Genomic DNA, 13,438 nt, shown 5'->3' with positions numbered 1-13,438 from the left:
AGACTCAGCGTAGTTCAATATCCAATATTGCGTAGAGCCCTGAGTTGAGTCAGGTTGCAGTCCAGTGCGCCGGCGCTCATGCCGTTATTGTTCAGTACGACGTTGAGTTGGGTCATGTTGTTGACCATGTTGGCACTGCCGAGCAGGCGGGTGTTCTGCAGCAAGCCACCCTGGGCGACTTGTTGCAGGGCGGTGCCCTGATTGCCGGAAGCCTGAATGGCCATTTGGACGCCACCGCTGGTAGCTGAAACCGCAACGTTACCGGCGGCATTACTGCCTGTGATGGTCTGTCCAGCCACTAACGCCTGCCCCTGCTGAGGTAACAAAGCGGGCGCCTGAGCGGCTTCCCTGACGTTAATCGCGACGTTGTTGCTGGCGGTGTTGTCGTCGCCGGCGGCGCGTACGCTTTGGGTCACGCCCTGGCTGCTGTTAAGTCCCGCCCCGCCGATAACACTGCCCGTGCCCAGTGTTGGCGTGCTGCCGTTGCCATGCTCCTTGATTGTCTGGACATAGAACTCGGGTTTTACGGTTGATGCCTGAAGTTGCATCGACGTCGATGCGCCGATCAGGTCACCGCTGGCGTTGCGCCAGGTACTGCTCATGACAATGCCGAAGCTGATAATCCGCCCCGGCATGACGTAACGACCGCGTAGCTCGGACAGTTCCTTGTCCTGTATTTCGATAGGTTTGAATCCTGCATTGGCATAGCCTGACGCACTTGCTGCCAGGCAGGCGGCGGCCAGCCAGTATGAGGTTTTCATTTGCTGCTCCCGGGACATCCAGCCCCATTCTTTATAATCGGCGATTAAAAGAAGTCGCTCTGTATGAACCCGAAGTCCATCAATTCAGCATCTTTGACAGGGTTGAAGCCATCCAGCTTGTTCTTGGCCGTCAGGGGTGTCGGCGGGCTGCGCAAGGCGTTGGCCTTGTCATAACCGGGGCCGACGATGGCGAAGACAATGCCGTTCCAACCTTTGACAAAGTCATCATGGGAGTAGCGTTTGTGGCCCAGAACCGGGTCTGCGATGTAAACCCAATCCTTGTCCGCACGCTGCAACACCACGAAATGCTTGTAGCCGCGAATTTCGATCAGTACCACCACCGGTATTGTTACCGCGTCGAGTTTTTCCGGTGGAATCTTGTAGCCCCTGGCGCGCATGCCGATGCTTTCTATGTAGCGCTTCATGTCGAGCATGGAAAAACCCTGAGTACGAACAAGGTCCTGGTCAGCGTTGACCAGCATGCCTTTGATGATGTGCTCCTCATCGACGTCGAGCCAATAGCCTTGGCGTAACACCGTGGCCAGTGCGGCGGCGCCGCAACTGAAGTCGGTTTTCTGTTCGACGATGTCGGCAAACTTGCGCTCACGAATACTTTGCACGTTCTTGTAGACGAGTACGCCACCTGGCAGGGCAGCGATAGGCATCTGGGCAGCCTGAGTCAGGCCAGACAGGCAAAGCAGAGCGAGAAGGGCAGTCTTACGCATGATCGATACGCCTTTACGGACTGAGGAAAAGCCCCGTTTCCGGGGCTTTCGTTTCGATCGCGATTACATGCAGGCTTTGCAGCCAGCAGCGATGGACAGCGAGTTGCTTTGTTGGTTGCCCACACCCGCCGAGACGTTGGCTCCGCCGTTGCCGGAGAAGTTGTTCATCGAGTTGGTCATGTTGGCATTGTTGACGACAGGTGCTTTCCAGCCATCTTTGGTCAGCACTTGTTGGGTGGTTACGCCAGCGAGGCCAAAAGTACCCACGGCTTCGAACTTGGCTTTCTGGTCATCGTTGCCGCCGTGGCCGCCGCCACGGTTATCCCAACCGCCATGGTTGTCGTCTTCGATGGTTGCAGTGCCTTTGGCTTTGAACACGCCAGCGGCCGCGTAGGTGCCGGTGAGGGTGTCGGTTTTGTAGGTCTGCACGCCTTTGTTTTCGACAACCAGGCCAGTAGAGGACTGATTGGCGGCTGCTGCGGCTGTGGCTACACGGCCACCGGACACGGCAATCGCCAGGTTGTTTTTCTGTTGGTTGAAGTTGCCAGCAGACACGTTGATGCCGATGTTGCCGGAACCATTGTTGCCTGCGTTGTTGAGGGTGGCGTTGTTGAAGGTAGACGAGTTTTTCACATAGTTGTTATTGTTGACTTGAGTCGCGCTCGAGGCAGCAACAGCAGTACCGAAGATGAAGCTTTCATCAGCGGTAGCCAGTGCAGCAGCGTTGTCCTGCTGGTTTCCGTCGCCGGCTGCAACGTTGGCGCCCATGTTGCCGTTAGAGCCATTGAGCGAGTCACTGGCATTTGCGTTGTTCAGAGTGCCCTGGTTTTTCACTACGTTGCCGTCGCTGTCTTGCGCATCAAGAACAGCGGCGCCGGCGCCGGCGGTAATTTGCAGCAGTTGTTCCAGGGAAGGACCTTTAGGCTGGTTATTGCCATGGCCGTTGCCGTGCCCGTTACCATGATCGTTATCACGACCGCCTGCCTGTGCTGCGATTGCCATCACTGCTGCAAGTGCGAAAACCAGTGGTTTGAGAGCCATTGTAGGTTTCATGGTGTTTCTCCGTGCTTATTAGTTGGTTAAGTGTTGGTACTTTCTAATTGCACTGCTTTTTATTTGGGTCAGTCTGCGACCCGGATGCTCAGGGTGTTAGCCATTCGGTTCCCCACCCCGGCACTCTGGTTCACCTGGATTACCCCGCGGCTGCCGGTGAAGGCCTGATCACTTGTCGTGACCTGGCGACTGCCGGGTGAGGTACCAGTTGCTCCTGAGCTCGGTAAAAACGCCACGTTCTGTTGCGAAAGGGCGCTGTCGTCAACGCTCTGCGGGGCAGCACTGATGCTGACGCGCGTCACGTTGGCCATCTGGTTGTTGGCCCCGGCGCCCTGGTTCACGCCCAGGATCCCGTTGCCGTTGCTGAAAGAGTTGCCGCCAATGGTTGCGCTGGCATTGGTCGCCGCACTGGCGGGTGTATCGAGGTGCTGCCGGACGTTGGTCGTGGCGCTGGCCGAAGTGCCGATGGCAATGGCCTTGGTGTTGGCCTGTTGCATCTGGTCACCGGCGGCCTGGTTGACGTTGTAGTTGCCGCGGTACTGGATGCCGGTGTCCTGAATGTTCGCGTTGTTAACCGAGTTGGAGTCGGCCATCGCGTTGGCGCAGCCGAGAAGGGCGAGCAGCACAAGGGTGCGATTCATCTTATTGGCCTCCAGCCATGCGGGTCAGCGGAGCAAGGCCGGAGCTCATTGCGCGATTGACCGTGTTGGAGATTGAACTGCCAGCACCGCCGCCGTGACCGCCGTTCATGCCGGGCAGGCCATTGGGATTGGTCAGAGTGTTCATGCCGGGCATGTTCGCCGTCGGGGTGGTGATGTTGCCGCGAATCGAAGAGCCACTGGCAACACTGGCAAACTCACCGTCATTGAGTTCGGTACTGCCCATCGCCTGGTTAATGCGAGCGGAAGGGTTGGCATTGACTGTGGTCGGATAGGGGTCTTTGCCGCCGCTGCGACCGATAGGGATCGGCTGAACATCGCGATTGAGCACGATCACGCCATTGCCTTCGGCCTGAACGTTAGAAGTGATGAATGCGCTGGCTGCTGATCCAATCAGCAGTAGGCAGGTCAAACTTTTATTGAAGTTCCCCACGGCGGCAATTCCTTCTTCAGCGGGCTGCAACTTGTCAGCGTTGGGAAGGAGAGAGCGAAAGCTGTGCCGCTTTTGAGTTTTTCAGTTATTTCAATGGCTTGCCTGATCGAGACGGCAGACTGACCAACATGCTGTTTCAACCTTGAAACACACCGCGTTCCGGCGACGTGTCTATTGGCTGAGCAAAGCTCTGGAACAAGGGTTTGCGGGGATGTGTTTCATCAGCGTAACAAGGCGCATGACAAAGCCATGAAGGCCGCTGAAACGGCCACTTTGCAGGCGCACGAGTGTTTCAGGAATGGACACTTTGCCCCCATAACAGGGGAAAACGCTGGGGCGGATGACCCAAAAAGCAGGGTCACTCGTGCAACAAGCGCTCGACCTCTGCAAAGGCTTGCGCCTGTCGCTCGGCCCAACTGCCCTGAATTATCCGGACGGGCTGGCGGTGTTGCGCCAACCAGGCGGCAGTGGCGTTAAAAAAGCTCAAACGCTCTTGCAGATCCGGTTGGCAGCGCTGGCCGTCATCGGTCCAGTCGATCTGCTCGGGGGAAAGTAAAAGGTGCAGGTCGTAATGCCGGGCCAGCAATTGCGGCTCGAGCCACGCCGGGCAATCGCCAAACAGGGTCTGGCTCCAGAGCATGTTGCTGAGCAAATGGGTGTCGAGAATCAGCAGGGGTGGCCGTTGCGCCCGCGCCTGATCCTCCCACTGCAATTGGCCGCGAGCGATCTCGGGAATGTCGGCCAGACAGGTATCGCGCGGATTCTGCTCGATAAAAAAGCGCACATATTCGTCCACCCGCAAGCCGCCGAACCGTTGCTGAAGGCCCGCCGCCAGCCAGCTCTTGCCGGTCGACTCCGGACCGGTCAGAACCACGACCTTCATGTGCGCAGCGCCGGGTCGGCGCGCCATTCGCGCCAGCCTTGAATGGCAATCAGGGTAAACAACGCGTACAGGGCTGCGGTGAGGTACAAGCCCTTGTAAAGGAACAGGCCGACGAAAATCACGTCGAGCACGAACCACAACGCCCAGCATTGCAGGCGCTTTTGCGCCATCCACAATTGCGCGACCAGGCTGAAACCGGTCAGCGCCGCATCCAGCCACGGTTGCGCGGCGTCAGTCCAATGCGCCATGGCTGCCCCCAGCAACAAGCTGCCGACGGCACCGCCAGCCAAACCGAGCCCTACCGATTGCCGATCAAGGCGGGTAACGGCGCGGCCGTCATGCATCGTCCCGGCACGGGTCCATTGCCACCAGCCGTAAACCTGCAGCGCGGCGTAGATCACTTGCAGCAACATGTCCGAGTACAGCTTCACTTCAAAGAAGATCCAGCTATAAAGCAGCACCATGACCAGCCCGATCGGCCAGCACCACGGATTCTGTTTGACCGTCAGCCAGACGGCGATCACGCCGAGGGCGGCGGCAAACAGTTCAAGCCCGGACATGGGGGTTCCTTGGGGGGAGTGAAAGAAGGGGGCGGATTGTACTGTATTGGCCAGAACACAGAAGAACCCTGTGGGAGCGAGCCTGCTCGCGAAGGCGCTGTGTCAGCAAAGGAAGCATTAACTGACATGACGCTTTCGCGAGCAGGCTCGCTCCCACAGTTTTTGGGTTAGACGCGGAACTGGCGCAGGAGGGCGTTGAGTTGTTCGCTCAGTTGGCCAAGTTTCAGGCTGGCCGCACTCGATTGTTCCGCCGCAATGGCCGTGCTGTGCGAGAGCCCGGCCGCTTGCGTAACGTTCTGGTTGATGTCCTCGACCACATGCGCCTGTTGCAGCGTGGCGCTGGCAATCGAGGCATTCAGACCATTGAGATTACGTAACGCCTGACCGATCGCATTCAGGCTGGCACCCGCGAGCCCGGCCTGTTCGATGGTCAGTTGTGAGGCTTTGCTGCTGTCGCCGATCACCTTGACCGCCGCTTCGGAGTGGTTTTGCAGGCGCTCGATCATCGTCTGGATCTCCGCGGTCGACTTTTGCGTACGCTGCGCGAGCAAACGCACCTCATCCGCGACCACGGCAAAGCCGCGACCCTGTTCGCCGGCCCGCGCCGCCTCAATGGCCGCGTTGAGCGCCAGCAGGTTGGTCTGCTCGGCAATCGAGCGGATCACTTCCAGCACGCTGCCGATCTGAGTGCTTTCGGCTGCCAGGGTGCGAATCACTTCCACCGCTTGATCAATGGTCCCGGACAACTTGTCGATCTGTTGCAGGCTGCCGTCGATATTGATCTGGCCCTGTTGGGCCTGGGCTTCGGCGTCGCGCATTTCTGCCGCCGCATGCTCGGCGTTCTTCGCCACGTCCTGAACGCCGTAGGTCACCTCGTTGATCGCGGTGGCCACCAGTTCCATCTGCTGCGATTGTTGCTGGCTGCGTTGCTGTGCCTGGGAGGCATCGTTGCCCAGCTCGCTGGACGACTGGCCAAGTGCGCTGGCCGACACCTGCAAGTCGCCGATCACCCGGCGCAACTTGGCGGTGAACGCGTTGAAGTGATGGGCAAGCTCGGTGACTTCATCTTTGCCGTGGGTATCGAGGCTGCGGGTCAGGTCGCTTTCGCCGCTGGCAATATTGGCCATGGCGTTCACGGTTTCCTGCAACGGGCGCACGATGCTGCGGGCGATCAGGATCACCAGCAACGCCATGATCACGGCAATCACCAAGCCGATGACCGTCGCCTTGATCACCTGACTCTTGAATTCGGCCTGCACATCATCGACGTACACCCCGGAACCGAGCACCCAGCCCCACGGCTCGAACAGTTTGACGTAGGAGGTCTTGGCCACCGGCTCACTGGCACCCGGTTTTGGCCAGCGGTAATCGACCATGCCGGCGCCTTTGGACCTGGCAATGGCAACCATCTCGTTGAACACCGCAAAACCATCCGGGTCGCGGATCGCCGAGAGGTTCTGGCCTTCGAGTTTGGGATTGGTCGGGTGCATGACCATCACGGGCGTGAGGTCGTTGATCCAGAAATAGTCGCTCTGGTCATAGCGCAGGCCACGGATGGCGGTGAGCGCCTGTTTCTGCGCGGCCTCTTTGGTCAGAGTGCCAGTGGTTTCCAGTTCGTGGTAATAGCTCAACAAACCGCTGGCGGTCTGCACCACATGCTGGGTTTTCTGGGCCTTGGCGTGATACAGGTCATCGTGAATCTGCTTGAGCATCAACACGCCCAAGGTCAGCAACATGACCACTGCCACAATCAAGATGAGCCACAAGCGTCGGCTGATCGACACACTGCGCAAGCTGTTCATAACGCTGTCACTCCGGATTTTTTTCTTGTAATAAATCAACGCCAGCATCCAATCACGTTTTCAGTGATCGGGCATACGCGACCCAAGTCGTATAACGCCGCAGCACTATTAAGGCTTATCTGATAGGATTTCGGCTCCGCGCGTGAAAACCTGAATCCAAGTTGATATTTCACGCAATTTTGACTGTTTCGTGTGGATCCTGTGCGCGCGGAATCGGTACAGCAAAACCAGCTACGCTGATCGCAGTGAACGTAAAAAAATACTATCGGGGCATGCCCGCGCGCATCGCTCTTTGGGGGATTGATGGATCTTTGGATGGCCTTGCAGGCACTGATACTAGGAGTTGTAGAGGGGCTGACGGAGTTTTTGCCTATTTCCAGTACCGGACACCAGATCATTGTTGCCGACTTGCTCGACTTCGGCGGCGAGAGGGCCATGGCGTTCAACATCATCATCCAGCTCGGCGCGATTCTCGCGGTGGTCTGGGAGTTTCGTCGCAAGATTTTCGATGTGGTGGTCGGCTTGCCGACTCAGCCGAGCGCGCGGCGTTTTACCGCTAACCTGTTGATCGCGTTTCTGCCCGCGGTGGTGCTGGGCGTGATCTTTGCCGATCTGATTCATGAGTATCTGTTCAACCCGATCACCGTGGCGGCGGCTTTGGTGGTGGGTGGGGTCATCATGTTGTGGGCGGAAAAGCGTCAGCATGAAGTGCATGCGCAAACGGTCGATGAGATCACCTGGAAAGATGCCTTGAAGGTGGGTTTCGCCCAGTGTCTGGCCATGATCCCCGGCACTTCGCGTTCCGGCTCGACGATCATTGGCGGCCTGCTGTTCGGTCTGTCGCGTAAAACCGCTACCGAGTTTTCGTTCTTCCTCGCGATGCCGACCATGGTTGGCGCTGCGGTGTACTCGGGCTACAAATACCGCGATCTGTTTGTGCCAGCAGACTTTCCGGTGTTCGCCATCGGTTTCGTCACCGCCTTCATCTTTGCGATGATCGCAGTGCGCGGCCTGCTCAAGTTCATCGCCAGCCATAGCTATGCAGCGTTTGCCTGGTACCGGATCGTCTTCGGTCTGGTGATTCTGGCCAGTTGGCAATTTGGCTGGGTGGACTGGTCGGCGACCAAGCCATGAATGACTCCCGCGCACGCCGCCCTGAAGGTCGTCCGTCCGGTGGCAGCATTCAGAACCTGAAACTTAAACTGGTGGTGCTGCTGATCGTCTGCGCGCTGCCATTGTTCGGTTCGCTGTCGATGTGGCTGCGCGGGATTTCGCTGGTGCCGTTGGCCGCGTATGGAATCGTCAGCGTGCTGGCGTTTTTCATGTATTGGGCCGACAAGCGCAAGGCGCGCACCGACGCCTGGCGCACGCCGGAGAACATCCTCCACGCAGTGGAACTGGCCGGCGGCTGGCCGGGCGCGCTGATCGCTCAGCAAGTGTTCCGGCACAAGACGCGCAAGGTGTCGTTCCAGGTGCTGTTCTGGGTGATTGTCGTGTTGCATCAGGTGTTCTGGATCGACCAGATATTCCTCGGCTCGAACCTGTTATCCCTGTTTTAAGCCTTGCACTGAACAATGTGGGAGCGGGCTTGCTCGCGAATGCGGTGTGTCATTGAGCTTCAATACGACTGATCCACCGCCTTCGCGAGCAAGCCCGCTCCCACATAGTCAAAAGCTACAACAGCAGGCCGATTTGGGTTTTCTTGGGCAGCTAGCTCACCACCAACTGATGCGAGCGCTGCAGCAACCCCTGCAATTCTTCGGCACCCAGCGGATAGGGCGGATGCATGATGATCCACTGCGCCCTGGCCAGGTACGGCGCCGGGTGAATGCCCGGGCGGTCGCAATGGCCGAGAAACAGATCCTTGTCGACCTTGAACGCCAGCGAATCTCCCCGCAGCCCCTGCAAAGCAAACATCTTGTTGCCGGCAATCGAAAACACGCGCACGCCACCCCACTTGTAGTCTTCGCGCGCACCGGGCAACGCCAGGCAGAACGCCGCAACGTCCGCTTCGCTCATCTTTCCCTTCATAACAAACGCTCCCCACACGCATTGAACGATTCGACCAGGTGATCGATCCACGCACGCACCGCCGGCATCACCCCGCGCCGATGCGGGTACACCGCTTGCAACCAGCCACCGGGCAACGACCACTCCGGCAGCAGTTGCACCAGTGTGCCGTTTAGCAGTTCTTCCTCGCAGTACATCATCGGCAGCAAGGTGAAGCCTTGGCCCGCCAGCACACAGGTCTTGCGCACAATAAAGTCATCAATGCCCAGCCGTGCTTCCATGTTCAACTCAAAACTTTCACCGTGTTGATCGAACAGGCGCAGATGAACCATGCGATCAGCCTCCAGCGCACCCAGTACCGGCAGGTTCTTCAGGTCTTGCGGATGGTTGATGGCCTGAGCTTGTGCAAACGCCGGGCTGGCCACCACGACCACTTGTGCCTGGCGCAGACGCCGGGTCACCAGCAACGGATCCTCATCTCCGAGTTCGCGCACGCGCAGGGCGACATCGAAGCCTTCAGCCACCAGATCCACGCGCCGATTGAGCAGGACGACTTCCAGTTGCACCTGAGGGAATTTGCCGAGGAATTCGCTGATCACCCATGGCAACATTTCCCGCGCCAGCCCCGTGGGGCAGGACACCCGCAAGCGTCCGCGCGGCTCGCTGGACATGCTGGCCACTGCCTCGTCAGCCATTTCAGCTTCCAGCAACATCGCCTGACAGTGGCGTAAATAGCGCTCACCGACAGCGGTGAGATTCAACTGCCGGGTGGTACGTTGCAGCAAACGCGCACCGAGACGTTCTTCCAGTTCGGCAATGCGCCGCGACAGCCGCGATTTGGGAATGCCCAGCAATCGCCCGGCCGCCGCAAAGCCGCCAGCCTCGACGACTTTGGCGAAATAGTAGAGATCGTTCAGATCTTGCATGGTTGATATCCGACTGTTCTATCAGTGGGACAAACTATCGCATTGTCGGCGACTAATCAGCTATTGGTTTGTTGCGTAGGATTGTCTCCATTCCGTCGCCACCGGCGATTCATTCCAGGGGATTCCACATGAAACTGCTGCATATCGATTCGAGCATTCTGGGCGACAACTCGGCCTCCCGTCAGTTGAGCAGCCAAGTCGTCAAAGCCTGGCAAGCCGCTGAGCCAAGCGCCGTGGTGACCTACCGTGACCTGGCCGCTGACGCCATCAGCCACTTTTCATCGACCACCCTGGTCGCCGCCGGCACCACCGCTGAACTGCGCGACGCCGCCCAGCAGCACGAAGCCGAACTGAGCGCTTCGACCCTGGCCGAGTTCAAAGCCGCCGACGCCATCGTGATCGCTGCACCGATGTACAACTTCACCGTGCCGACCCAACTCAAAGCGTGGATCGACCGCGTTGCCGTAGCCGGTCAGACCTTCCGCTACACCGAAGCCGGCCCTGAAGGCCTGTGCGGTGGCAAGAAAGTGGTGATCGTCTCCACCGCCGGCGGCATCCATGCCGGTCAGGCCAGCGGCATCGCCCACGAGGAATACCTGAAGCTGGTGTTGGGCTTCCTCGGCATCACCGACATCGAAATCGTCCGTGCCGAAGGCCTGGCGTATGGCGACGAAGTACGCAACAACGCCATGACCGCTGCCCAAGCGAAGATCAGCGAGCAATTGTTCGCCGCTGCGTAAGGCCTGCGTAAAGAACAGCGCGGGGTCAGGCAATCCCCGAAAAACTCTGTATTCTGGTTCCGCAAGGGCCAGATGCGGAGTTTTTTGTTTCTGGCTGTTACATAATCTGGCCCGGGTTATGCACTCAAACGCTCAGCGTCTGAGTGCAGCGTCGTGTTGGAGCACCGAATCCCCGGCGTTTGAGGCCTTTACAAGGCAACGGATCATTCGATTGAGTAACAACAGGGGGGGGGCAGCCCATGATGCGTCTTTGTGCAACGTTACTGATTTGCCTGCTCGGCAGCCTGAATTCAGTGCAAGCTGCGCCGGGGCGTCATCCTGTCTGGAGTGTCGGTTACCACGAGATGACCTTTCTCGATCCGCTCGATCTGCAACCGATGCGCGCCATTGCGTTTTATCCCTCCAGTGATCGCGAACACTTGAGCCTGCTCGAAGGTTATTCAGTGGAGGCCGGCGAGGACACCAAAGTCGCCATCGGCCGTTTCCCAATGTTGATGCTCTCCCATGGCAACACCGGCACGCCGCTGGCCTTGCACGATCTTGCCACGTCGTTGGCACGCAAGGGTTTCGTGGTGGTGGCGGTGATTCACCCCGGCGACAACTCCAAAGACCACAGCCGCCTCGGCACGCTGAGCAATCTCTATGGGCGGCCAATCCAGATTTCCGAAGCGATTACCGCGACCCTCGGCGATTCGATGCTGGCGCCGTTCGTCAACGCCGATCAAGTCGGGGTAATCGGTTATTCCGCCGGGGGCGAGACAGCGTTGATCCTGTCGGGGGCGCAACCGGATCTTGATCGCCTGCGCCGCTATTGCCAGGAGCGTCCGGACGACCGTGACGCGTGCAACACCCAAGGCGAACTCATCGTTGACCGTGATGACTTGCAACCGGTGGCTGACCCACGCGTGCATGCCCTGTTGCTGATGGCGCCACTGAGCCTGAAATTCGGTCGCCATACCCTCGCCGACGTGCATGTGCCTGTGCTGCTTTATAGCGGCGATGGCGACAAACTCGTCGCCTTCGATAAAAACGCTGCCGCCCTGGCGCGCAAACTGCCGACCGCACCAGACTTCAAGTTACTGGCCGGGGCAGGGCACTTCGTGTTCATGGCGCCGTGCAACGAAGAGCAGATTCGCGCCATGCCGGCACTGTGTACGGATGCTGATGGGGTTGATCGCGAAGATATTCATCGCAATCTGATTTCCGAGGCCGGGCGGTTCTTTGCGCATACGTTGGGCAGGCCGACGCGGGCGGGGATGCAAACCGCCGATCAATAGTCAGGTGCAGAACCCTTGTGGGAGCGAGCAAGCCCGCTCCCACATTTGATCGTATTTCAATGCTGGATCATCGCCCGGCGCTTGAGCAGCAGGGTCAGCGCCAAACCCGTCACCGACAACAGCGCCGCACTGAAGAAAATCCACGAATACCCCAGATTCAACGCCACTGCACCCATCAACGGCCCGGCCACCGCCAGCGCCAGATCGAAGAACACCGCATAAGCACTCAACCCGGCACCGCGGCTGGAATTGGGCACCTGCTTGATGGCTTCGACCCCCAGCGCCGGATACACCAGCGAAAGCCCGAATCCGGCCAATCCCGCGCCGATCAACGCATAGGCCGTGGAGGGCGCCAGCCACAACATCACCAGGCCTACGGTTTCCACGCTCATGCAGATGATCGCCGAGGTAAAGCCGCCAAAACGCGCGATCGCAGAAATGAACATCAACCGCGAGACGATGAAACACACACCGAACACCGTCAGGCAATACGCTGCGCCGCTCCAGCCACGATTGAGGTAATAGAGGGTGATGAACGTGGTCAGCGTGCCGTAGCCGATTGAAGCCAGGCTCAAACTGGCGCCATACGGTGCTATGCGGCCAAATACCGCCCAGAACGGCAGCCGTTCGCCACGCACCACCGGCACCGACGGTTTGTTGCGGATCAACAGCAGTGCCCCCGCCGCCAGTAGCGACAAGACAATGCCAAGGCTGGCAAAGCCGTATTCGGCCACCATCACCACGCCCAGCGGCGCGCCAATGGCAATCGCGCCATAAGACGCGATGCCGTTCCAGCCGATTGACCGTGCCGTATGTTCTGCACCGACCTGGCCCATGCACCAACTGATCGTGCCGACACCGATCAACCCTTGTGCGATGCCCAGCAGCAAACGCCCCAGTATCAGAATCAACAGGCTCGGCAGCGGGAAGTCCTGCAGGAGTGTGGACGCCAGGGTCAATACGCCACTCAGCACGATCCCCAGCAAGCCGTACACGATCGCCCGTTTGGTGCCGACCGTGTCCGACATCCGCCCGGCCATTGGCCGCGAGAGCAGGGTGGCCAAGTACTGTGAGCCGATCACCAGTCCGGCAATGATCGCGCTGAAACCCAGCTGTTCATGCACGTAACCGGGCAACACCGCAATCGTCAGGCCGATGCACAGGAAGGCAACAAAGGTATAGAAAACGATGGAGACGATCTGCAGAGTGATCGCCATGGAGCTTTGCGGGGGCAGTTGCTGCGCAGACATGAGCACTCGTTCGCGGGCGGCGGTGGGAGAGTTCGCATCATGGCGTGGGCCTGAAATAAAAGAAAGCAGGCTAACTATTTTCCTGAGGGTTGATGTTGTTGCTGACGGCCCCTTCGCGAGCAGGCTCGCTCCCACATTTGAAATGCATCCCCCTGTGGGAGCGAGCCTGCTCGCGAAGTATCCGCACCACCGCATCGCTCACGCCAGAATGCAAAAAGCCCCGTCACAGGGACGTAATGCTGTTCACTTAAGCATTTGAATCCTCGCCGGGCTTCTTCGAAAATCCGATGTCAGATCTCTGGCATCGGATTTTTTATGTCTGTTCAACAGGACTTGCTCGACCTCGGCGACCTTTTCAA

Annotated in this window: 15 protein-coding genes; 4 read left to right on the top strand and 11 right to left on the bottom strand. The window is 58.8% G+C overall.

Features of this window, described 5'->3' with window-relative positions:
- Positions 1–14 precede the first annotated feature (14 nt).
- From CKW18_RS11980 to CKW18_RS11945, 8 genes are all read right to left on the bottom strand, one after another.
- Positions 15–761 carry a hypothetical protein gene (locus tag CKW18_RS11980; RefSeq protein ID WP_095188988.1) on the bottom strand — a complete coding sequence of 249 codons (747 nt, stop codon included), beginning with the start codon at positions 759–761 and terminating at the stop codon, positions 15–17.
- A 44-nt stretch (positions 762–805) separates the two neighbouring features.
- Positions 806–1,486 carry a C39 family peptidase gene (locus CKW18_RS11975; protein WP_095188987.1) on the bottom strand — a complete coding sequence of 227 codons (681 nt, stop codon included), beginning with the start codon at positions 1,484–1,486 and terminating at the stop codon, positions 806–808.
- Positions 1,487–1,549: 63 nt separating this feature from the next.
- Positions 1,550–2,539, bottom strand: coding sequence for a heme utilization protein (locus CKW18_RS11970; RefSeq protein WP_095188986.1), 990 nt, complete (start codon positions 2,537–2,539; stop codon positions 1,550–1,552).
- 68 nt (positions 2,540–2,607) lie between these two features.
- Positions 2,608–3,180: an adhesin gene (locus CKW18_RS11965; RefSeq protein ID WP_095188985.1), complete on the bottom strand. Its 573-nt coding sequence runs from the start codon at positions 3,178–3,180 to the stop codon at positions 2,608–2,610.
- A 1-nt stretch (position 3,181) separates the two neighbouring features.
- A complete protein-coding gene (locus tag CKW18_RS11960) occupies positions 3,182–3,631 on the bottom strand; it encodes a hypothetical protein (RefSeq protein ID WP_095188984.1) in 450 nt (149 codons plus the stop codon).
- A gap of 358 nt (positions 3,632–3,989) precedes the next feature.
- Positions 3,990–4,514, bottom strand: coding sequence for an AAA family ATPase (locus tag CKW18_RS11955; protein ID WP_095189059.1), 525 nt, complete (start codon positions 4,512–4,514; stop codon positions 3,990–3,992).
- A complete protein-coding gene (gene pnuC / locus CKW18_RS11950; RefSeq protein ID WP_095188983.1) occupies positions 4,511–5,074 on the bottom strand; it encodes a nicotinamide riboside transporter PnuC in 564 nt (187 codons plus the stop codon). Before pnuC ends, CKW18_RS11955 begins: the two co-directional genes overlap by 4 nt.
- Positions 5,075–5,241: 167 nt before the next feature.
- Positions 5,242–6,876 carry a methyl-accepting chemotaxis protein gene (locus CKW18_RS11945; RefSeq protein ID WP_095189058.1) on the bottom strand — a complete coding sequence of 545 codons (1,635 nt, stop codon included), beginning with the start codon at positions 6,874–6,876 and terminating at the stop codon, positions 5,242–5,244.
- A gap of 303 nt (positions 6,877–7,179) precedes the next feature.
- Between CKW18_RS11945 and CKW18_RS11940 the strand changes: the two genes are divergently transcribed.
- Positions 7,180–8,010 (top strand): undecaprenyl-diphosphate phosphatase, encoded by an 831-nt coding sequence (locus CKW18_RS11940; protein WP_095188982.1) that lies wholly within the window; start codon positions 7,180–7,182, stop codon positions 8,008–8,010.
- Positions 8,007–8,435 (top strand): DUF1294 domain-containing protein, encoded by a 429-nt coding sequence (locus CKW18_RS11935; RefSeq protein ID WP_095188981.1) that lies wholly within the window; start codon positions 8,007–8,009, stop codon positions 8,433–8,435. The genes CKW18_RS11940 and CKW18_RS11935 overlap by 4 nt, the downstream gene beginning before the upstream one ends.
- Before the next feature lie 151 nt (positions 8,436–8,586).
- On the opposite strand, the gene CKW18_RS11930 is transcribed toward CKW18_RS11935, so the two are convergent.
- Both CKW18_RS11930 and CKW18_RS11925 read right to left on the bottom strand, forming a co-directional pair.
- Complete coding sequence (locus CKW18_RS11930; RefSeq protein ID WP_095188980.1) at positions 8,587–8,907, bottom strand: MmcQ/YjbR family DNA-binding protein; 321 nt, start codon at positions 8,905–8,907, stop codon at positions 8,587–8,589.
- Entirely contained in the window at positions 8,904–9,812 is a 909-nt protein-coding gene (locus CKW18_RS11925; RefSeq protein WP_095188979.1) for a LysR substrate-binding domain-containing protein, read from the bottom strand. Before CKW18_RS11925 ends, CKW18_RS11930 begins: the two co-directional genes overlap by 4 nt.
- A 128-nt stretch (positions 9,813–9,940) precedes the next feature.
- Here CKW18_RS11925 and CKW18_RS11920 point away from each other — a divergent pair, with 128 nt between their 5' ends.
- Together CKW18_RS11920 and CKW18_RS11915 are read left to right on the top strand one after the other, a co-directional pair.
- Complete coding sequence (locus tag CKW18_RS11920) at positions 9,941–10,552, top strand: FMN-dependent NADH-azoreductase (RefSeq protein ID WP_095188978.1); 612 nt, start codon at positions 9,941–9,943, stop codon at positions 10,550–10,552.
- Between the two features lie 239 nt (positions 10,553–10,791).
- Complete coding sequence (locus tag CKW18_RS11915; RefSeq protein WP_095188977.1) at positions 10,792–11,829, top strand: dienelactone hydrolase; 1,038 nt, start codon at positions 10,792–10,794, stop codon at positions 11,827–11,829.
- A 56-nt stretch (positions 11,830–11,885) separates the two neighbouring features.
- Here CKW18_RS11915 and CKW18_RS11910 read toward each other — a convergent pair whose 3' ends face one another.
- Positions 11,886–13,079, bottom strand: coding sequence for an MFS transporter (locus CKW18_RS11910; protein ID WP_095188976.1), 1,194 nt, complete (start codon positions 13,077–13,079; stop codon positions 11,886–11,888).
- Positions 13,080–13,438 lie beyond the last annotated feature (359 nt).

It is taken from the genome of Pseudomonas sp. Irchel 3E19 (genome assembly GCF_900187585.1).
Classification (GTDB): Bacteria; Pseudomonadota; Gammaproteobacteria; order Pseudomonadales; family Pseudomonadaceae; genus Aquipseudomonas; species Aquipseudomonas baetica.
This window is presented reverse-complemented; position numbering and strand designations above follow the sequence as displayed.

Coding starts and splice junctions, on each gene's coding strand:
- CKW18_RS11980 (WP_095188988.1), bottom strand. CDS start 761: ATGAAAACCTCATACTGGCTGGCCGCCGCCTGCCTGGCAGCAAGTGCG.
- CKW18_RS11975 (WP_095188987.1), bottom strand. CDS start 1,486: ATGCGTAAGACTGCCCTTCTCGCTCTGCTTTGCCTGTCTGGCCTGACT.
- CKW18_RS11970 (WP_095188986.1), bottom strand. CDS start 2,539: ATGAAACCTACAATGGCTCTCAAACCACTGGTTTTCGCACTTGCAGCA.
- CKW18_RS11965 (WP_095188985.1), bottom strand. CDS start 3,180: ATGAATCGCACCCTTGTGCTGCTCGCCCTTCTCGGCTGCGCCAACGCG.
- CKW18_RS11955 (WP_095189059.1), bottom strand. CDS start 4,514: ATGAAGGTCGTGGTTCTGACCGGTCCGGAGTCGACCGGCAAGAGCTGG.
- pnuC (WP_095188983.1), bottom strand. CDS start 5,074: ATGTCCGGGCTTGAACTGTTTGCCGCCGCCCTCGGCGTGATCGCCGTC.
- CKW18_RS11945 (WP_095189058.1), bottom strand. CDS start 6,876: ATGAACAGCTTGCGCAGTGTGTCGATCAGCCGACGCTTGTGGCTCATC.
- CKW18_RS11940 (WP_095188982.1), top strand. CDS start 7,180: ATGGATCTTTGGATGGCCTTGCAGGCACTGATACTAGGAGTTGTAGAG.
- CKW18_RS11935 (WP_095188981.1), top strand. CDS start 8,007: ATGAATGACTCCCGCGCACGCCGCCCTGAAGGTCGTCCGTCCGGTGGC.
- CKW18_RS11930 (WP_095188980.1), bottom strand. CDS start 8,907: ATGAAGGGAAAGATGAGCGAAGCGGACGTTGCGGCGTTCTGCCTGGCG.
- CKW18_RS11925 (WP_095188979.1), bottom strand. CDS start 9,812: ATGCAAGATCTGAACGATCTCTACTATTTCGCCAAAGTCGTCGAGGCT.
- CKW18_RS11920 (WP_095188978.1), top strand. CDS start 9,941: ATGAAACTGCTGCATATCGATTCGAGCATTCTGGGCGACAACTCGGCC.
- CKW18_RS11915 (WP_095188977.1), top strand. CDS start 10,792: ATGATGCGTCTTTGTGCAACGTTACTGATTTGCCTGCTCGGCAGCCTG.
- CKW18_RS11910 (WP_095188976.1), bottom strand. CDS start 13,079: ATGTCTGCGCAGCAACTGCCCCCGCAAAGCTCCATGGCGATCACTCTG.